Origin of the sequence: Mycobacterium pinniadriaticum (assembly GCF_026242045.1) — a bacterium.
Taxonomy (GTDB): domain Bacteria; phylum Actinomycetota; class Actinomycetes; order Mycobacteriales; family Mycobacteriaceae; genus Mycobacterium; species Mycobacterium pinniadriaticum.
Genome location: NZ_JAPJDO010000005.1, coordinates 246,669 through 265,449 on the forward strand (window position 1 = coordinate 246,669; position 18,781 = coordinate 265,449).

Sequence of the window (18,781 nt, forward strand, 5' to 3'; positions counted from 1 at the left end):
GGCCCGCATCGTCGCCCGACTAGGCTCTTCCAGCGTGTCGGCGTTGACCCCCCAACAGATCAGTGCGATCGATGCCGCGCACATCTGGCACCCCTACAGCACGATCGGCGCCGAGGCGATACCCCCGGTGGTCGCCGTCGGAGCCGACGGCGCCTGGCTGACCCTGATCCGCGATGGCACCCGGGTCCGCGCCCTGGATGCGATGGCCTCCTGGTGGACGGCCGTGCACGGGCACGGCCACCCGGTGCTCGATGCGGCGATCACCCGCCAGCTCTCGGTGCTCAATCACGTCATGTTCGGCGGTTTGACCCATGAGCCCGCCGCACGGCTGGCGCAACTTCTGGTCGACATCACTCCGCAGGGCCTGGACACCGTGTTCTTCTCCGATTCCGGCTCGGTGGCAGTCGAGGTCGCCGCGAAGATGGCGCTGCAGTACTGGCGCAGCGCGGGCCGGTTCGACAAAAGACGGCTGATGACCTGGCGTGGCGGCTATCACGGCGACACCTTCACCCCGATGAGCGTCTGCGACCCCGACGGCGGCATGCACTCGCTGTGGACCGACGTCCTGTTCCCGCAGGTCTTCGCGCCGGCAGTGCCGGCCGCCTACGACCCGGTTTATGTCGGGGCGTTCGAGGCGCAACTGCTCGAACATGCCGACGAACTGGCCGCCGTCATCGTCGAACCGCTGGTGCAGGGCGCCGGCGGTATGCGATTCCATGACCCGCGCTATCTGAGCGATCTGCGGGCCATCTGCGACCGGGCCGGTGTGTTGTTGATCTTCGACGAGATCGCCACCGGGTTCGGGCGCACCGGAGAGCTGTTCGCCGCCGATCACGCCGGGGTGACCCCGGACATCATGTGTGTCGGAAAAGCATTGACGGGTGGCTACGTGACGCTCGCGGCGACGCTGTGCACGCTGGAGATCGCGCGCACCATCAGCGGCAGTGAGGCCGGTGCGCTGATGCACGGTCCCACGTTCATGGCCAACGCGCTGGCGTGCGCCGTGTCGGTCGCCTCGGTCGAACTCCTGCTCGCGCAGGACTGGCGCGGCCGGGTCGCTGAGATCAGCGCGGGGCTGAGCGAGGGGCTGGCGCCGGCGCGCGCCGTGTCCGGCGTCGCCGACGTGCGGGTGTGCGGTGCGATCGGGGTGATCGAGACCGATCGGCCGGTCGACCTGACGGTCGCCACCCCGGTTGCCCTCGACAACGGCGTCTGGCTGCGGCCGTTCCGCAACCTGATCTACGCGATGCCGCCGTTCATCTGCACTCCGGCGGAGATAGGCCAGATCACCTCGGCGATGGTCGCTGTCGCGCGCGCCCTGGCCTGATGGCGCGTCTCCTCACCCCTCGTACCTCGGCGCTCGTCGCCACGCTGGGCCTGATGGCGCGTCTCCTCACCCCTCGTACCTCGGCGCTCGTCGCCACGCTAACCTGAACGGTGTTCAAGACGCCCTCGGAGGAGGATTCGATGACCCGCGCAGGGGTGTCACCGCTGGCCTGGCTCGACACCGTCGAGCAGCAGCGCCGACAGGCCGGCTTGCGTCGCAGCCTGCGGACCCGACCCGCCGTGGCCACCGAGCTCGACCTGGCCTCCAACGACTACCTAGGCCTGTCCCAACACCCCTCGGTCATCGACGGCGGGGTGGCGGCGCTGCGCACGTGGGGGGCCGGGGCCACCGGCTCTCGGCTGGTCACCGGCAACACCGAGCTGCACGAGGAATTCGAAACCGCCCTCGCCGCATTCGTCGGCGCCGACGCGGCACTGGTGTTCTCCTCGGGGTACACCGCCAACATCGGAGCCGCTGTCGCGCTGTCCGGGCCCGGCTCGCTGGTGGTGTCGGATGCCCTCTCGCACGCGTCGCTCGTCGACGCCTGCCGGTTGTCCCGGGCCAGGGTGGTCGTCACCCCGCACTGTGATGTCGAGGCTGTCGAGTCCGCGCTGGCCGGCCGGGACGAGGAACGTGCGCTGGTCATCACCGAGTCGGTGTTCAGCACCGACGGCGGGCTCGCGCCGCTGCCCCAACTTCACGAGGCCTGCCGCAGGCACCGGGCTCTGCTCCTGGTCGACGAGGCGCACGGGTTCGGCGTGCGCGGTGCGGGCGGGCGCGGCCTGATCCACGAGGCCGGCCTGGCCGGTGCCCCCGACGTCGTCATGACGACCACCATGTCCAAGTCGCTGGGCAGCCAGGGCGGCGTGGTGCTCGGACCCGCCGCGGTGCGCGACCACCTGATCGACGCGGCGCGCACGATGATCTTCGACACCGGACTGGCCCCCGCGCCCCTCGGTGCCGCCCTGGCCGCGCTCAGCGTGCTGGCCGCCGAACCCGGGCGCGCCGGTGCCGTCATCGAGCGGGCCCGGCAGCTCGCCGAGATGTGCGACGTCCCCGAAACTCCCGAATCGGCAGTGGTCTCGGTCATCCTCGGCGACCCCGAGATCGCGGTGGCCGCGGCGAGCGCCTGTCTGGATGCCGGGGTACGGGTGGGTTGTTTTCGCCCGCCGACGGTGCCCGCCGGTACCTCACGGCTGCGACTGACCGCGCGGGCGTCGCTGACCGACGACGAGATGGATACAGCCCGCGACGTGCTGACCGCGGTCCTGGCCGCGCATCCGCGATGAGCGTCGTGGTCATCACCGGAACCGGAACCGGTGTCGGAAAGACCGTTGTGACGGCGGCTCTGGCGTGCCACGCCCGGGTCAGCGGTCGCGACGTCGCGGTGTGCAAACCCGTGCAGACCGGCACCGCGGGCGGCGATGACGATCTTGCCGAGGTGGGCCGACTGTCCGGGATCACCCAACTCGTCGGTATCGCGCGCTATCCCGAGCCGCTGGCGCCGGTCGCCGCTGCCGAACGGGCCGGCCTGCCGCTGCCGAGTGCCGAGGAGCTGCTGGCCGCGGTCTGCCAGGTGGACCGCCCCGGCCGGCTGACCCTCGTCGAAGGGGCCGGCGGCTTGCTGGTGGAGCTGGCCGCCGGGGGAGTGACGCTGCGCGATCTTGCGGTGGAACTGGGCGCGCCGGTGCTCGTCGTTGTCGAACCGGGTCTGGGCACTCTGAATCACACCTCGCTGACGCTGGAAGGGATTGGCGCCAAGGGTCTTTCGTGTGCTGGCCTGGTGATCGGCTCGTGGCCGGCGGCGCCTGGGGCGACGGAGAAGTCCAACCGTGACGCGCTGGCCCGGTTGGCGCCGGTCCGGGCCGCGATGCCGGCCGGAGTGGGCGCGGTGTCACCCGATGACTTCGCCTTGGTCAGTGCGCGTGCATTCGATCCGGACTGGGTTGCCGGATTGATCTGACATGGCGCACTCGATCGAACTGCTGCTCGACCAGCGCGCCGACACCACTGTCCGTCAGATGTGGCGGGGACTGGCCGATGCCGGCCTGCCCAGCCAACTGAAGGTCACCTCCGACACCAACCGCCCGCACATCACACTGATCGCCGCCGAGCGGATTGCGCCCGATGTCGATGACCGCCTCGCCGAACTGGGGGATCACTTCCCGCTGCCCGCCGTGATCGGCGCCCCGCTGATTTTCGGCGGCGGCCGAATGACGTTGGCTCGCCTGGTCGTTCCATCGTCAGCGCTGCTGGCGCTGCACGAGCAGGTCTACGACCAATGCCGACGGTCCGTGTCCAACGTGTTCGCGCACAGCGCTCCGGGCCGGTGGACACCGCATGTCACGCTGGGCCGCCGGTTCACTCCGGCGCAGATCGGCGAGGCCATGGCCACGAGCCACGAGATCGCCGCGCCGTGCGCCGTGACCATCACCGGACTACGCCGCTGGGACGGCGATGCCCGGGTCGAGCATGTGCTGATGAGTTGACCTGTGCCCCACCTGCTCGACGGTGATCACACCGGCATGCGCTGTTGTGCGGCGATTCCGTCGACCAGCAGTCGCACGCCGAAGTCGAACTGGCTGCCGAGATCGGCGTCGAGCACGGATTGTCCGTCCGGCAATTCGGCCCCGGCCGCATCCCATTGCAGCCGGGACTGCTCGTCGGCGGTCGCACCGAGCACGTAATGCAGGACCGTACGGGCGGCCTGTACGCGGTGTGCAGTCGCGATCCCCGCCTCGCCGGCCGCTTCGGCGAGTACGCCCAGAATCTGTTCGATGGCGCGGGACTGGCCCGCCGCGAAGCTGGCCGACACCAGTTCGGCTCCGTCGGTGTGGGACAGCAGTGCATCCCGCAGGTCGCGGCACACGGTCTCGATGCGGTCCCGCCACCCCATCCGCGCGGGCGTGGTGCAGGCCGGGGCCAGCACGTGGTCGGCGACGGCGCCGAGGAGTTCCTGCTTGTTGGCGAAATGCCAATACAGCGCGCCGGCCGTGACCTCGAGTTCCCGGGCGAGCCGGCGCATCGTCAGATCGGCGATCCCGTATCCGTCCAGGATCGCCGCCGCCTTGGCGACCACGTCGCGTTTGTGCAGCTGCACACCCGTAGCCTAGCCTGAACACCGTTCAAGTTCGCTGAACTTCAGGAGGACAGCCGGTGACCCAGGCAGCGGTGGACGTGTTGGCACTGGCGCGCGAGCAGGTGCTCGAGCGTGGCGACGGATTGTCCCGCGAGCAGGTGCTCGAGGTCCTGCAACTGCCCGATGACCGGCTGGAGGAGCTGCTGGCCCTGGCCCACGAGGTGCGGATGCGCTGGTGCGGTCCCGAGGTCGAGGTCGAGGGCATCATCAGCCTGAAAACCGGTGGCTGCCCCGAGGATTGCCACTTCTGCTCGCAGTCGGGCCTGTTCGCCTCGCCGGTGCGCAGCGCCTGGCTGGACATTCCCAGTCTGGTCGAGGCGGCCAAGCAGACCGCGAAGTCCGGAGCCACCGAGTTCTGCATCGTGGCCGCGGTTCGCGGACCCGACGAGCGGCTGCTGGCTCAGGTGGCCGCCGGTATCGAGGCCATCCGCGACGAGGTCGAAATCCAGATCGCCTGTTCGTTGGGCATGCTCGACCAGGAGCAGGTGGATCGTCTCAAGGCGATGGGTGTGCACCGCTACAACCACAACCTGGAGACCGCGCAGTCCTACTTCCCGAACGTGGTCACCACCCACACCTGGGAGGAGCGCTGGAGCACCCTGGAGATGGTCCGGGAGGCCGGCATGGAGGTGTGTTGCGGCGGCATTCTCGGTATGGGGGAGACGCTTGAGCAGCGCGCCGAATTCGCGGCCAACCTGGCTGAGCTCGATCCGCACGAGGTGCCGCTGAACTTCCTCAACCCGCGACCGGGCACGCCGTTCGGCGATCTGGAGGTGCTGCCCGCGGCGGAGGCGCTCAAGGCGGTGGCGGCATTCCGCCTCGCTCTGCCCCGCACGATGCTGCGGTTCGCCGGCGGCCGCGAGATCACCCTCGGCGACCTGGGGGCCAAGCAGGGCATCCTGGGCGGCATCAACGCCGTGATCGTCGGAAACTACCTGACCACCCTGGGGCGTCCGGCCGAGGCGGATCTGGAGTTGCTCGAAGATCTGCAGATGCCGATCAAGGCACTCAACGCCAGCCTGTAGAAAAGCAGGTGATGGTCGAACAATTGCCCGCGCCGGTCGGAGCGGGAATCTACAACGTCTACACCGGCGGACCGGCCGGCAGCGTAGTGCCCACGGCTGCCCAGCTGGGGCTCGAGCCGCCCCGGTTCTGCGCGGAGTGCGGGCGCCGGATGGTGGTGCAGGTGCGTCCCGACGGCTGGTGGGCCAAGTGTGCGCGGCATGGTCGCGTCGATTCCCACGACATCGAGGTGCAGCGATGAACCCTGAACAGCAGCAGCGATTTTCGCGAGGTCGTGCGGCCGGCATCGTGGTGGTCGGCTTGGCGCTGGCCGGTGCCGCGGTCGGTGTCTTGTGGTCGTGGATGGCGCCGCCGGCGCACGGCGTGATCGCCCTGACCCGGTCCGGCCAGCGGGTGCAGACCTACCTGGGCAGCGAATCCGATCACCTGTTCGTGTCGGCGGCGATGCTGATCGGGTTGCTGACCTCGATGGCGATCGTGGCAGCCGTGCTGGTGTGGCAATGGCGTTCGGTCCGCGGACCGCTGATCGCGACGGCGCTGTGGGTGGGTCTGGTGGTCGCCGCGGGCGCCGCCGCCGCTGTCGGTGCGGCACTCGTGCACTGGCACTACGGCCCGGTGCCGTTCGACACCGCCCCGGTCACACCGCAGAACCGGGTCTTCTACTACTCCGAAGCACCGCCGGTGTTCTTCGCCCGCGGCGCACTGCAGGTGGCGACGACGCTGTTGTTCCCGGCCGCGGTGGGTGCGCTCACCTACGCCCTGATGGCGGTGGCCACGCCGCGCGACGATCTCGGGGCCCTGCCGCCGGTGGAACGCGTACCGGTGGGGATTGCGTCGACCTAGAGCTGGCCCCTCAAAGAGGGCGCAGTGGAACCCGCCCGCCCGACACCACGCGGGCGACGATCCCGCCCAGGCGCCACATGCCGGCATAGGTCATCGGGTTGAGCAGCGTCGGCCACTTGGTGCGCACCGTGTGCTCCTCGAGGGGGCGCTTGTCGAACCGGTCGGTCAGCCAGCGCAGCGTCATCGGGGCCGACATCGGGTGCAGCAGCATGTGCTCGCTGAACATGTCGCGGTGGTAGGTCACCCGGGCGCCGCCCGCGGAATAGGTGTGCGCCAGGGTGTCGATGTCGTCGACGGCGATCACCGAGTCGTGCACCGCCTGCACGATCAGCACCGGCAGGTCGGGCACCGCCTTGCCGAGTTTGATGTTGTCGAAGACGTATTGCACCTCGGGCATCGCCAGGATGTCGTCCAGCGGTGGATGCACCAGGTCGTCCATGTCGGTCCGGAACAGCCGGATGATCGCCTCGGCCGTGGTCATCCGCTCGAGACGCTTCAGCAGCGCCAGGCCGTCGGAGGTGGCGTGTTCCTCGATGACCCGGTTGAGGTCGGGGTAGGTCTTGGCCAGCGCGGACACCACCAGGGCGGGTAGCGCGGCCAGATAGGAGCCGTTGAGCCGGCGAAAGGTGTTGCCCAGGTCGCCGACCGGTGATCCGAGCACCGCGCCGACGATGTTGAGTTCGGGTGCGTACTCGGCGTGCATCTCGGCCGCCCACGCGCTGGCCAGCCCGCCGCCCGAGTAGCCCCACAGCCCGATCTGGGTGTCCGCGCTCAGGCCGAACCGGGTGAAGCCGAGCACGGCCCGCAACCCGTCCAGGACGGTGTAGCCGGGTTCATAGGGGGCGCCCCACATCCCGTCGGGTCCCTCGTGGTCCGGAACGGACACCACCCAGCCTTCGGCCAGTGCGGCCGCGACCAGTAGGTATTCGAGCTGTGCGATGGAGCCGACGGCCTTGGCGCGCCGGCGCATCGCATACGACGGGAAGCAGCGCGAGGCCACCGCGTCGATCGCGCACTGGTAGGACACGACGTTGCGGACCTGGTCGGGAGTGTGCCCGGTGGGGATGAGGACCGTGGTGACGGTGACCTGAGGAAGCCCGTTGTGGTCGGTGGTGCGATACAGCAGCTGGGTGGCGCTGACCCGCTGGGGGATCAGTCCGAGGAAGCCCAGTTCGACCTCGCGCGACCGCAGCACGGTGCCCGGTTCGGCGTGTTCGAAGCCTTCCGGCGGTTCGTAGAACGGGTCCTCGGCCGGCAGCAGGGGATGCGCGCCGCGCTCGAGCTCCTCGTGCGGGGCGCGGCCGATCCATTCGGGGCGTGGCGCCCCGGCGGTGCCAACCGGATGCATTGCCCGTCATTCATACCTTAAGAAGGATCTAAGAATCCAATCCGACTCACCCTGGCGGCCGTAATGCAGCAAACTCGTCGGTCACCCGGATCTGGGAATCGGTGAAGCGATACAGGGCCGCGGGCCGTCCGCCGGTGCGGCCCGGATGGGCGGTGGTGCCGGTCGGCGTGATGACGCCGCGACGGACGAGCACCCGCTGCAGATTGGTGGCGTCGACCTGATAGCCGAGCGCGGCGCCGTAGATGTCGCGCAACGTCGAGAGCGCGAATTCTGTTGGAGCCAGGGCAAATCCGATGTTGGTGTAGGAGAGTTTGGCAACCAGCCGGGTTCGGGCGTACTCCACCATCGGGCCGTGGTCGAAGGCCATCGCCGGCAGCGCGTTCACCGGATGCCAGCGGGTGTCCGGCGGTAGTTCCGGGGTGGCGACCGATGGCACCAGGCCGAGGAACGTCGACGCGATCGTGCGAACCTCGCCCGGCAACCGGCCCGGATCGGAGAAGACGGCGAGTTGCTCCAAGTGGGCGATCTCACGTACGTCGACCTTCTCGGCCAGCTGGCGTCGCACCGAGCTGGTCAGGTCTTCGTCGGTGCGCAGCCTGCCGCCGGGCAGTGACCACTTGCCGCGCTCCGGCTCCAGGGCGCGTTGCCATAACAGCACGTTAAGGGCGGGTTTACGCGAGCTGACGTCGCCAACCTGGAATACGACGGCAAGCACTTCGTGTTCAGTGCTAGTATGGCTCATGTTTTCGATTGTAAGTCGAAAACCTCCAAAGCAAGACAGGAGGCGGAAATGACCGTCCTGGATCGTGCCGACAGTGGCCTCGTCGACCGCATCACCGACGGGCCCGGTGGCTTCGCCGGTGTGGACGGCGACGAGGAATGGGCCGCCGAGGTCCGCCGCCTGGCCGGCTTGCGCAACGCAACCATCCTGGCGCACAACTACCAGCTGCCGGCCATTCAGGATGTCGCCGACCATGTCGGCGACTCGCTGGCGCTGTCCCGGATCGCGGCCGAGGCCGCCGAGGAAACCATCGTGTTCTGCGGTGTGCATTTCATGGCCGAGACCGCCAAGATCCTGTCCCCGGAGAAGACCGTGCTGATCCCCGATCAGCGCGCCGGCTGCTCACTGGCCGACTCCATCACCGCCGAGGAGTTGCAGGCCTGGAAAGACGAGCACCCCGGGGCGGTCGTGGTGTCCTATGTCAACACCACCGCCGCGGTGAAGGCGCTCACCGACATCTGCTGCACCTCGTCCAACGCCGTCGAGGTGGTGGCTTCCATTCCCGCCGACCGTGAGGTGCTGTTCTGCCCCGACCAGTTCCTGGGCGCCCATGTCCGGCGGATGACCGGCCGCGCGAACCTGCACGTCTGGGCCGGCGAATGCCACGTGCATGCGGGTATCAACGGCGACGAGCTGGCCGACCAGGCCCGCAGCCACCCCGATGCCGAATTGTTCGTGCACCCCGAATGCGGTTGCGCCACATCGGCGTTGTACCTCGCCGGTGAAGGCGCCGTTCCGGCCGACCGGGTCAAGATCCTATCCACCGGTGGCATGCTCGACGCTGCCAGAGCCTCGCACGCCAAGCAGGTGCTCGTCGCGACCGAGGTCGGCATGCTGCACCAACTGCGCCGCGCCGCACCGGGTATCGACTTCCAAGCCGTCAACGACCGGGCATCGTGCAAGTACATGAAGATGATCACCCCCGCCGCACTGCTGCGCTGCTTGGTCGACGGGGCCGACGAGGTCGACGTCGATCCGGGCACCGCCCGACTCGCCCGCGCCAGCGTTTCGCGGATGATCGAGATCGGTCAGCCCGGCGGCGGCGAATGACCCGTCGCTTCGCCTGCGGTGCCAACAGCGCCGGGGTGGACTGGCAGCAACGCGCCGACGTGGTCGTCGTCGGAACTGGCGTCGCCGGCCTTGCCGCAGCTCTGGCCGCACACCGAAAAGGCAGTCGCACAGTTGTTTTGAGCAAGGCGCCGGACACCGCGACGTTCTACGCCCAGGGCGGTATCGCGGTGGTGCTGCCCTACACCGACGATTCCGTGGAAGCCCACGTCCAGGACACCCTGAGCGCCGGTGCCGGGCTGTGTGAACCCGATGCGGTGCGCTCGATCGTCGCCGACGGCTATCGCGCGGTGGCAGACCTGGTTGACGACGGAGCCCGATTCGACGAGAGCGGCCCCGGGCAATGGGCGCTCACCAGGGAAGGCGGCCATTCCCGCCGCCGGATCATCCATGCCGGCGGCGACGCCACCGGCGCCGAGGTCCAGCGCGCCCTCGATCACGCCGCCGGCACCCTGGACATCCGCCGCAATCACGTTGCACTGCAGGTCCTTCACGATGGTTCGGCGATCACCGGGGTGCTGGTCCGCAACGGTGACGGCGTGGGGATCGTGCATGCGCCGTCGGTCATCCTCGCCACCGGCGGTTTGGGACACCTGTACCGCGCGACCACGAACCCGGAAGGTTCCACCGGCGACGGCATCGCGCTGGCGCTGTGGGCCGGCGTGGGCGTCGCCGACCTCGAATTCGTCCAGTTCCATCCGACGATGCTGTATGACCGCGACGGTTCCGGCCGCCGCCCGCTGATCACCGAGGCGCTGCGCGGCGAGGGGGCCCTGCTGCGCGATTCCCGGGGCGAGGCGATGACGACGCACCACCCGATGGGCGATCTCGCCCCGCGCGATGTCGTCGCGGCGGCCATCGAGGCGCGCCTGCACGAAACGGGGGACCACTGCGTGTATTTGGACGCACGCGGTGTCAAAGGCCTGGCCGAACGCTTCCCAACGGTGACGGCCGCCTGCCGGGCCGCCGGCATCGACCCCACCCGAGAGCCGATCCCCGTCGTTCCCGGCGCCCACTACAGCTGCGGCGGTGTCGTCACCGATGTGCACGGCCGTACCGATCTGCCGGGGCTGTTCGCCGCGGGTGAGGTGGCTCGCACCGGGATGCACGGCGCCAACCGACTGGCTTCCAACAGCCTGTTGGAAGGCTTGGTGGTGGGTGGTCGCGCCGGCCGGATGGCTGCCGAGCAGGCCCGCGGTGCCGGCGCGCCGGTGGCGAAAATCGAAGAGCGCCAACATACCGCGCTCGACCGGCGGGTATTGCAGACCGCGATGACCCGGTGGGCGTCGGTGGTTCGCGACGGGGCCGGTCTCCAGCGTCTCGCCGACACCCTCGGTGAGGCGACACCGCGGCGCATGACCACCCGGGGCGATGCCGAGGACGTCGCCCTGACGGTGTCCGCGCGCGCGGTGGCGGCGGCGGCGTTGGCCCGCAACGAATCCCGTGGCTGCCACCATCGCCGCGACCATCCCGACACCGATCCGGCCCAGGCCGTCAGCCGCACTCTGTACGGTGACCACGCCGCGGTGTGCGCGCAGTGAAACTCACCGGCGACGAACTGGCGGAAGCCGCCATCACCATCCGCCGCGGTCTCGACGAGGATCTGCGCTACGGTCCCGACGTCACCACACTGGCCACGGTGCCCGAGGACGCCACCACGATCGCGTCGTTGATATCCCGTGAGCCGGGGGTGGCCGCCGGGATCGATGTGGCGCTGCTGGTTCTCGACGAGGTGCTCGGCGCCGACGGCTACCGGATCCTCGACCGTGTCGACGACGGCACCCGGCTGGACGCCGGCGCGGCGCTGTTGCGGGTAGAGGCGCCGACCCGCGGGCTGCTGACCGCCGAACGAACCCTGCTCAACCTGGTGTGCCACCTGTCCGGGATCGCGACCGCCACCGCGGCCTGGGTAGACGCCGTCGAAGGCACCGGAGCCCGGATCCGCGACACCCGCAAGACGCTGCCGGGCCTACGGGCGCTGCAGAAGTACGCGGTCCGGGTCGGCGGTGGCGTCAATCACCGGATGGGGCTGGGCGATGCCGCGCTCATCAAGGACAACCACGTCGCGGCCGCCGGGTCGGTCGTCGCCGCGCTGCGGGCCGTGCGCTCGGCCGCGCCCAGCTTGCCGTGCGAGGTCGAGGTGGACACCCTCGAGCAGCTCGATGAAGTCCTCGCCGAGGATGTCGAATTGATCCTGCTGGACAACTTCCCGATCTGGCAGACCCAGATCGCCGTCCAGCGCCGAGATGCGAACGCGCCGGGGGTGCTGCTGGAATCCTCGGGCGGGCTCAGCCTGGACAGCGCCGCGGAATACGCTGGCACCGGCGTGGATTACCTGGCCGTCGGCGCGTTGACCCACTCGGTGCGGGTCCTCGATGTCGGCCTTGATCTCTAGGAGGCGTTGCGCCGATCCGGTCGCACTCGCCGGGTTCTATCGGGAGACGCTGGGCCTGGAGGAGATGTTCTCCACGCCGGACTTCGTCGCCCTCAAGGGCGCCGCGGTGCTGCTGACCCTGCAGAAAGTCGCCGACCATCGCGCACCGGACTGGCCCGACGGCCCGGTTCCGAAGCAGATCCATCTGGAACTGGCGGTCTCCGATCTCGACGCGGAGGAAGACCGCATCGTCGGGCTCGGGGCGACGAAGGCGCCGGTGCAGCCCCAACCGGACAACTGGCGGGTGCTGATCGACCCCGCGGGTCACCCGTTCTGCATCACGAACCTGATACCGGAGACCTAGGCGTTCGCGTTCAGGCGATATCGGCCACGAAAGCGCCGACGCCGCGCTTGACACCAGCGCGGGCGATCCGGGGCAGCGACGGATCATCGGTGCCCGCGGGCACCACACGCGGATTGACCAGATGCAGGTTGTGGCGGCCCAGGCGGATGTCGGCCTCGCCGGAAGCCAGGATGTTCTTCACCCAGTTGGTCTTGCCGTGGCCCAGCAGGATGGCCAGGGTGTCACCCTGGCGGTAGGCGGAGACCACCGTTTCGTACTGCTTGCCCGACGTGCGGCCGCGGTGGGAGATGACCGACATGCCCGGCATGTACTTGGCCAGCGGCTTCACTGCCGGGTTGAAATACTTGATCTGAAAGTTCTCGAACCACACCGGAAACCTCATCGGCACGCCCGGGGCGTTGTTCGGATGATCCTTGGTCGACATAGTGGCAAATCTATACGACCTGCAGCAGGTCGAGCGCCGCTCGCTGCCGGTACTTGGCGGCTTTTCGGGCGGCGCGGCCACCCGAACGCCCGGCCTCCCGGCGGAGTTGGCGCCGCCCCCGCGCGGACGGCAGTGAATCGAGCAGCCCGGGATCGACCCCGGACAGCCGACCGTCGGTTCTCGCGGCAGCGATGAGGGCGACCAGTCGGCGGCGTTGGTAGCGCATCAACAGTGCGACGGCGACGCCGAACACCGTGATGTTGATCGCGAACTTGCTCAGGATGTCGGGGACCGGGGCGTTCCAGATGAAATGCATGAACGGTCCGGCGGCCAGCAACGGCACGGCCACGCCCACCCGCCGTCGCCAACTCCAGCTCGAACGGTCGGCGAAGGTCGGCAACAACACCAGCACGCCCACGGTCACCAGCCCCGTGTAGGCCCAGTGTGCCGGGATCGCGGTGAGGATCCGCACCATCAGGTTGCCGCCCGCGCCGAGCAGGTCGGAATCCAGGCTGTTCAATGCTTCGTTGGTGGCGTAGGTCAGGTCCTCGACGATGTCGAATCCGAATCCGACGAACATTCCAACCAGCAGAGCCTGCGGAATCCGATTGAAGACCCGGAAGCAGAGCATCAGGATGACCGAGGCGCACAGTGCTTTTGCGGCTTCCTCGATGACCGGCGCCGTGAGCGCGGCCTGCCACGCGCTGAGCGTGCCGGGGTCTATGTAGCGGGCCAGCACCTCGCCCAGCGCGGTGTTGCCGTTGGCGGACATCACCATCGCCGTCGTACCGCCCAGTGCGCTGCCGGCTACCAGGGCCTGCGGGTATCGGCGGACACTGCGGTAGGGGTCGAACTTGTACATCAGCCAGACCAGAAACACGATGAACGCCAACCACACCGGGGCGAGTGCCAGGTGGGCCGCCATCGTCTCGTGGATGGCGCCGCCGTCTCCGACCAGCAGGCCCAGGATCCCGGCGAGCAGGGCGATGACGTAGAGCCAGAACATCGCCGATTCGGGCCGGTAGATCACTGCCGGGCGCAGCTCGGCGGTCATTGTTGTCTCCGGCTGAAAAGCTCGAGAACCTGGCTGATCGGGGGTGCCGGCTGGCCGGGTTCGGCCAGGGACAGCACGGAGACGATGACGTCGTCGTCGTGCAGGAAGGCACAGGTGCCCGTCGCGGATGCCGTGACGACGACGCAGGTGTCTCCGGTCAAGGTGCCGTCCGGCAACTCGATGGTGCCGCCGTCGAGTGCGGAGGTGATGCCCTGGATGCGGTGCTGTCGGATCAGCCGCTCGGCGACGGCATCGGGATCGCGATCACCGCGGTCGTACACGTCGACGTACACGGCGGCGCCGTCGTGGCGGAGCACCGCGCTGTCACCGCCGTCCAGCGCCTCCCAGCCCTGCGGGGTCTCGATGACGACGACGTCTCCGTCCTCGGTGACCGCGGTGAGCTCTTCGGCGCTCGGTTCCGCCGGGTTCCACTGTCGCGGCGGCAGCGTCGCGTCCGCGATCATCGGCACCAGTGGCACGGCGAGCATCAGCGCACCGATGACCAGCGCCGCCGGCTTCTGCGTGAGTGAGCGCCGGGGCACAGGCCTGAGCTCGTCGGTCGGGCTGAAGGACACGGCGTGGTGACCCCTTTCGGGGCAAACACTAGTTCCTCATGCCGCCGCTCCGCGGCGGACCAGCGACAGCACCACCGCGGCGGTGGCGAACAGTCCCGAGAAGGTCCGGTTGAGGGCGGTCTGCTGGCGGGGTGTGCGCAGCCAGCCCAGCAGCCGGGCCGCGAGCCCCGTATAGGCGCCCATCACCACCAGGTCGACGACCACCATGGTGGCGCCGATGGCCAGGTATTGGGGGAGTAGCGGAGCGGTCGGGACGACGAACTGGGGCAGCACCGCGAGCAGGAACACCAAACCCTTGGGGTTGGTCACGTTGACCAGGCAGCCGCGCACCAACAGGTTCAGCCGTCCCGCGCCGGTCTCAGCTTTGACCTGTTGGTCCAGTTCAAAGGGCTTGCTGCGCCACTGGCGGACGGCCAGATACACCAGGTAGACGACCCCGATCCACTTCACCACCGTGAACGCGACCACCGACTGTGCCACCGCCGCGCCCAACCCCACGGCGACCGCCGCCAGCTGCATCATCAGGCCGATCTGAAGCCCGGTGATGCTCCAGTAGCCGCGGCGCAGACCGTACGACAGGCCGGTCGCCATCGACTGGATGGCACCGGCGCCGGGCGAGACACTGATGGCGATCGCGGCGCCCACGAAGGCCAGCCACAGCTCCCATTGCATGACCGCAGTATCCGGGCAGCGGAGACCGCCGCTCAATCGATTTTTATTCGGGTGGACCGATCGGGGACAATTGAACCGATGACCAGCTTCGCCATGAACCGGATCGACCTGCGCGGTCGAATCCTGACCACCGCTGCGCTGCGGGCGGCGCTGCCGCGCGGCGGCGTAGACGTCGACGCCGTGGTGCCCAAGGTCCGGCCGATCGTCGACGAGGTGGCCGAGCGCGGCGCCATCGCGGCGCTGGAATACGGCGAGCAGTTCGACGGGGTACGGCCCCAGACCGTGCGCGTGCCCGCCAAGCGCCTTGCCGCTGCCCTTGCCGAGCTCGATCCGGACGTGCGAGCCGCGCTTGAGGTGGCGATCGATCGCACCCGCGCCGTGCACGCCGACCAGCGTCGCACCGATATCACCACGTTGTTCGATTCCGGCGCCTCGGTCACCGAGCGCTGGGTACCGGTGGAACGGGTGGGCCTGTACGTGCCGGGCGGCAACGCCGTCTATCCGTCCAGCGTGGTGATGAACGTGGTACCCGCTCAGGCCGCCGGGGTCGACTCACTCGTGATCACCAGCCCACCGCAAGCGGAACACGGTGGCCTGCCGCACCCGACGATCCTGGCGGCGGCGGCCCTGCTCGGGGTCGACGAGGTGTGGGCGGTCGGCGGTGCACAGGCCGTGGCGCTGCTCGCCTACGGCGGAACTGACACCGATGGCGCTGAACTGGCGCCGGTCGACATGATCACCGGGCCGGGCAACATCTATGTCACCGCAGCCAAGCGGATCTGCCGTTCACAGGTCGGCATCGACGCCGAGGCCGGCCCCACCGAGATCGCGATACTGGCCGATTACACCGCCGACCCGGTACACGTCGCGGCCGACCTGATCAGCCAGGCCGAGCACGATGTGATGGCCGCCAGCGTGCTGGTGACCGACAGCACGGCGCTGGCCGAGGCCACCGACACCGAACTCGCCGTGCAACTGACCACCACCAAACACCGGGAGCGGGTCACCGAGGCGCTGCGTGGGCGCCAGTCGGGAATCGTGCTGGTCGACGACGTCGACACCGGAGTGCGTGTCGTCAACGCCTATGCCGCCGAGCATCTGGAAATCCAGACCGCCGACGCCAACGAGGTTGCCGGGCGTATCCGTGCTGCCGGGGCGATCTTCGTCGGGCCGTGGTCGCCGGTCAGCCTGGGTGACTACTGCGCGGGGTCCAACCACGTGCTGCCGACCGCGGGCTGCGCGAGGCACTCCAGCGGGTTGTCGGTGCAAACCTTCCTGCGCGGTATCCACGTCGTCGACTACACCGAGGCGGCCCTGAAAGACGTCTCCGGGCACGTGATCACCCTGGCGAAGGCCGAGGACCTGCCGGCGCACGGCGAAGCGGTCCGGCGGAGGTTCGAGAGATGAGCATCCCCGGCGCCCGGATCACACTGGCAGACCTGCCGCTGCGTGCGGACCTGCGCGGGAAATCCCCATACGGCGCACCGCAACTCGACGTGCCGGTGCGGCTGAACACGAACGAGAACCCACACCCGCCGAGCCCGGCGCTGATCGAGGACGTCACGCGGTCGGTCCAGGCCGCCGCCGCCGATCTGCACCGCTACCCCGACCGGGACGCCGTCGAGTTGCGCCGCGACCTGGCGGCGTACCTACGGGCTCAGACCGGTGTCGAAGTGCATACCGAAAATCTCTGGGCGGCGAACGGATCCAATGAGATCCTGCAGCAACTGCTGCAGGCCTTCGGCGGGCCGGGGCGCCGCGCGATCGGCTTCGTGCCGTCGTACTCGATGCACCCGATCATCTCCGACGGCACGCAGACCGAGTGGGTCGAGTCGGTGCGCGCGGCCGATTTCAGCCTTGACGTCGAGACGGCGGTCGCGGCCATCGCCGACCGCGGCCCCGACGTGGTGTTCGTGGCCAGCCCGAACAATCCGTCCGGACAGAGCATTCCGCTGGCCGATCTGCGCCGGCTGCTGGATGCGATGGAACACGGCATCCTGATCGTCGACGAGGCCTACGGCGAGTTCTCCAGCCAGCCCAGTGCGATCGCGCTGATCGACGAGTATCCGAACCGGCTGGTCGTCACCCGCACCATGAGCAAGGCGTTCGCCTTCGCCGGCGGCCGGTTGGGCTATTTGATCGCGGCGCCGGCGATCATCGACGCCGTGCTGCTGGTGCGGTTGCCCTATCACCTCTCGGTGGTCACCCAGGCCGCCGCCCGCGCCGCCCTGCGCCACGCCGACGACACCCTGGCCAGTGTCGCGACGCTGATCGCCGAACGGGAGCGGGTCAGCGCCGCCCTGAGGCAATTGGGGTTCCGGGTGATTCCCAGTGACGCCAACTTCGTCCTGTTCGGCGAGTTCGCCGACGCTCCGGCGGCCTGGCGGCGCTACCTCGACGACGGTGTCCTGATCCGCGATGTCGGGATCGGTGGATACCTTCGCACCACAATCGGATTGGCCGAGGAGAACGACGCCTTCCTGGCCGCCAGTGCACGGCTGGCCGCCGCTGAACCGGTCCACATAGGAGCGACATGACCACTTCGCCCGTTTCGACGGCCACGTCCACCCGCCGGGCCAGGGTCGAGCGCAAGACCCGCGAGTCCGACATCGTCGTCGACCTCGACCTCGACGGCACCGGGGACGTCAGCGTGCACACCGGCGTGCCGTTCTTCGACCATATGCTGACTTCGCTGGGCACGCACGCCAGCTTCGACCTGGCCATCTCGGCCCAAGGTGACGTCGACATCGAGGGCCACCACACGATCGAAGACACCGCGATCGTGCTCGGTACCGCGTTGGGGCAGGCCCTCGGCGACAAGAAGGGCATCCGCCGTTTCGGCGACGCCTTCATTCCGATGGACGAGACGCTGGCCCACGCCGCGGTCGACGTGTCCGGCCGGCCGTACTTCGTGCACACCGGTGAACCGGACTACATGGTCGACTTCACCATCGCCGGTTCCAGCGTGCCTTACCACACGGTGGTCAACCGGCACGTGTTCGAATCGCTGGCCTTCAACGCTCGCATCTCGCTGCATGTGCGCACCATCTACGGCCGCGATCCGCACCACATCACCGAGGCGCAATACAAGGCGGTGGCCCGTGCGCTGCGGCAGGCCGTCGAACCCGACCCCCGGGTGTCGGGCGTGCCATCCACCAAAGGCTCACTGTGACAAAGAGATCGGTCGTGGTCCTGGACTACGGCTCGGGCAATCTGCGCTCCGCGCAGCGGGCGTTGGAGCGAGTCGGGGCCGACGTCGAGGTGACCGCCGACGCGGATCAGGCGCGCAGCGCCGACGGCCTGGTCGTTCCCGGCGTCGGCGCGTTCGAGGCCTGTATGGCCGGACTGCGTGGAATCGGTGGCGAGCGGATCATCGCCGAGCGGGTGGCCGCGGGCCGGCCGGTGCTCGGGGTCTGCGTGGGCATGCAGATCCTGTTCGCCCGGGGCGTGGAGTTCGGGGTGGAATCGACCGGCTGCGGCCAGTGGCCGGGATCGGTCACCCGGCTCGACGCGCCGGTGATCCCGCATATGGGCTGGAACGTCGTCGAAGCCGCGCCGGGCAGCATGCTGTTCAAGGGGTTCGATGCCGACACCCGGTTCTATTTCGTGCATTCCTATGCCGCACAGAAGTGGGAGGGCGCACCCGATGCGCTGCTGACCTGGGCCACCCACCACGTGCGGTTCCTGGCCGCCGTCGAGGACGGTGCATTGTCGGCGACACAATTTCATCCGGAGAAGAGCGGTGACGCCGGGGCGGCGCTGCTCGCGAATTGGGTTGAGGGGCTGTAA

General features: G+C 68.9%; 22 protein-coding genes. 15 read left to right on the top strand and 7 right to left on the bottom strand.

From position 1 onward, the window contains the following. The first annotated feature begins 34 nt into the window (after positions 1–34). From ORI27_RS08655 to ORI27_RS08670, 4 genes are all read left to right on the top strand, one after another. On the top strand, positions 35–1,327 hold the full coding sequence (locus ORI27_RS08655; RefSeq protein WP_323055580.1) for an adenosylmethionine--8-amino-7-oxononanoate transaminase: 1,293 nt from the start codon (positions 35–37) through the stop codon (positions 1,325–1,327). A 140-nt stretch (positions 1,328–1,467) separates the two neighbouring features. Beyond that, complete coding sequence (locus ORI27_RS08660) at positions 1,468–2,616, top strand: 8-amino-7-oxononanoate synthase (RefSeq protein WP_265996110.1); 1,149 nt, start codon at positions 1,468–1,470, stop codon at positions 2,614–2,616. Next, entirely contained in the window at positions 2,613–3,290 is a 678-nt protein-coding gene (gene bioD, locus ORI27_RS08665; RefSeq protein ID WP_265996109.1) for a dethiobiotin synthase, read from the top strand. The genes ORI27_RS08660 and bioD overlap by 4 nt, the downstream gene beginning before the upstream one ends. A 1-nt stretch (position 3,291) precedes the next feature. Further along, a complete protein-coding gene (locus ORI27_RS08670) occupies positions 3,292–3,816 on the top strand; it encodes a 2'-5' RNA ligase family protein (protein WP_265996108.1) in 525 nt (174 codons plus the stop codon). Between the two features lie 26 nt (positions 3,817–3,842). On the opposite strand, the gene ORI27_RS08675 is transcribed toward ORI27_RS08670, so the two are convergent. Next, positions 3,843–4,427 (bottom strand): TetR/AcrR family transcriptional regulator C-terminal domain-containing protein, encoded by a 585-nt coding sequence (locus ORI27_RS08675; RefSeq protein ID WP_265996107.1) that lies wholly within the window; start codon positions 4,425–4,427, stop codon positions 3,843–3,845. Between the two features lie 56 nt (positions 4,428–4,483). Between ORI27_RS08675 and bioB the strand changes: the two genes are divergently transcribed. From bioB to ORI27_RS08690, 3 genes are read left to right on the top strand one after another with little or no spacing between them, the layout of a single operon-like run. After that, on the top strand, positions 4,484–5,491 hold the full coding sequence (gene bioB / locus ORI27_RS08680) for a biotin synthase BioB (RefSeq protein ID WP_265996106.1): 1,008 nt from the start codon (positions 4,484–4,486) through the stop codon (positions 5,489–5,491). Between the two features lie 11 nt (positions 5,492–5,502). Then, positions 5,503–5,730 (top strand): biotin synthase auxiliary protein BsaP, encoded by a 228-nt coding sequence (bsaP, locus tag ORI27_RS08685; RefSeq protein WP_265996105.1) that lies wholly within the window; start codon positions 5,503–5,505, stop codon positions 5,728–5,730. Continuing rightward, on the top strand, positions 5,727–6,332 hold the full coding sequence (locus ORI27_RS08690; protein WP_265996104.1) for a DUF2567 domain-containing protein: 606 nt from the start codon (positions 5,727–5,729) through the stop codon (positions 6,330–6,332). Before bsaP ends, ORI27_RS08690 begins: the two co-directional genes overlap by 4 nt. Positions 6,333–6,342: 10 nt before the next feature. Here the strand turns inward: ORI27_RS08690 and ORI27_RS08695 are convergent, their stop codons facing one another. Together ORI27_RS08695 and ORI27_RS08700 are read right to left on the bottom strand one after the other, a co-directional pair. Beyond that, positions 6,343–7,680: a lipase family protein gene (locus tag ORI27_RS08695; RefSeq protein ID WP_265996103.1), complete on the bottom strand. Its 1,338-nt coding sequence runs from the start codon at positions 7,678–7,680 to the stop codon at positions 6,343–6,345. Between the two features lie 46 nt (positions 7,681–7,726). After that, positions 7,727–8,422, bottom strand: a complete 696-nt coding sequence (locus ORI27_RS08700) for an NUDIX hydrolase (protein ID WP_265996102.1) — start codon at positions 8,420–8,422, stop codon at positions 7,727–7,729. 48 nt (positions 8,423–8,470) lie between these two features. On the opposite strand from ORI27_RS08700, the gene nadA reads away from it, so the two are divergent. The 4 genes from nadA to ORI27_RS08720 are packed head-to-tail and all read left to right on the top strand — an operon-like array spanning position 8,471 to position 12,267. Continuing rightward, positions 8,471–9,511, top strand: a complete 1,041-nt coding sequence (gene nadA, locus ORI27_RS08705) for a quinolinate synthase NadA (protein WP_265996101.1) — start codon at positions 8,471–8,473, stop codon at positions 9,509–9,511. Beyond that, entirely contained in the window at positions 9,508–11,070 is a 1,563-nt protein-coding gene (locus ORI27_RS08710; protein WP_265996100.1) for an L-aspartate oxidase, read from the top strand. The genes nadA and ORI27_RS08710 overlap by 4 nt, the downstream gene beginning before the upstream one ends. Beyond that, complete coding sequence (nadC, locus tag ORI27_RS08715; RefSeq protein ID WP_265996099.1) at positions 11,067–11,924, top strand: carboxylating nicotinate-nucleotide diphosphorylase; 858 nt, start codon at positions 11,067–11,069, stop codon at positions 11,922–11,924. The genes ORI27_RS08710 and nadC overlap by 4 nt, the downstream gene beginning before the upstream one ends. After that, positions 11,905–12,267: a VOC family protein gene (locus tag ORI27_RS08720; protein ID WP_265996098.1), complete on the top strand. Its 363-nt coding sequence runs from the start codon at positions 11,905–11,907 to the stop codon at positions 12,265–12,267. The genes nadC and ORI27_RS08720 overlap by 20 nt, the downstream gene beginning before the upstream one ends. A gap of 10 nt (positions 12,268–12,277) precedes the next feature. Here the strand turns inward: ORI27_RS08720 and ORI27_RS08725 are convergent, their stop codons facing one another. Genes ORI27_RS08725 through rhtB form a run of 4 tightly spaced genes read right to left on the bottom strand, consistent with a single transcriptional unit; the run spans position 12,278 to position 14,992 of the window. Further along, positions 12,278–12,691, bottom strand: a complete 414-nt coding sequence (locus ORI27_RS08725) for a nitroreductase family deazaflavin-dependent oxidoreductase (RefSeq protein WP_265996097.1) — start codon at positions 12,689–12,691, stop codon at positions 12,278–12,280. 10 nt (positions 12,692–12,701) lie between these two features. After that, positions 12,702–13,745 (bottom strand): PrsW family glutamic-type intramembrane protease, encoded by a 1,044-nt coding sequence (locus tag ORI27_RS08730; protein WP_265996096.1) that lies wholly within the window; start codon positions 13,743–13,745, stop codon positions 12,702–12,704. Then, positions 13,742–14,320, bottom strand: coding sequence for a hypothetical protein (locus ORI27_RS08735; protein WP_265996095.1), 579 nt, complete (start codon positions 14,318–14,320; stop codon positions 13,742–13,744). Before ORI27_RS08735 ends, ORI27_RS08730 begins: the two co-directional genes overlap by 4 nt. Positions 14,321–14,356: 36 nt before the next feature. Beyond that, the gene (gene rhtB, locus ORI27_RS08740; RefSeq protein WP_265996094.1) at positions 14,357–14,992 is read right to left on the bottom strand and encodes a homoserine/homoserine lactone efflux protein; all 636 of its coding nucleotides are present in this window, start codon (positions 14,990–14,992) and stop codon (positions 14,357–14,359) included. A 78-nt stretch (positions 14,993–15,070) separates the two neighbouring features. Here rhtB and hisD point away from each other — a divergent pair, with 78 nt between their 5' ends. From hisD to hisH, 4 genes are read left to right on the top strand one after another with little or no spacing between them, the layout of a single operon-like run. Further along, positions 15,071–16,399, top strand: coding sequence for a histidinol dehydrogenase (gene hisD, locus ORI27_RS08745; protein WP_265996093.1), 1,329 nt, complete (start codon positions 15,071–15,073; stop codon positions 16,397–16,399). Beyond that, positions 16,396–17,529 (top strand): histidinol-phosphate transaminase, encoded by a 1,134-nt coding sequence (locus ORI27_RS08750; protein ID WP_265996092.1) that lies wholly within the window; start codon positions 16,396–16,398, stop codon positions 17,527–17,529. The genes hisD and ORI27_RS08750 overlap by 4 nt, the downstream gene beginning before the upstream one ends. Continuing rightward, the gene (hisB, locus tag ORI27_RS08755; protein WP_265996091.1) at positions 17,526–18,164 is read left to right on the top strand and encodes an imidazoleglycerol-phosphate dehydratase HisB; all 639 of its coding nucleotides are present in this window, start codon (positions 17,526–17,528) and stop codon (positions 18,162–18,164) included. The genes ORI27_RS08750 and hisB overlap by 4 nt, the downstream gene beginning before the upstream one ends. Beyond that, positions 18,161–18,781, top strand: a complete 621-nt coding sequence (hisH, locus tag ORI27_RS08760; RefSeq protein WP_265996090.1) for an imidazole glycerol phosphate synthase subunit HisH — start codon at positions 18,161–18,163, stop codon at positions 18,779–18,781. Before hisB ends, hisH begins: the two co-directional genes overlap by 4 nt.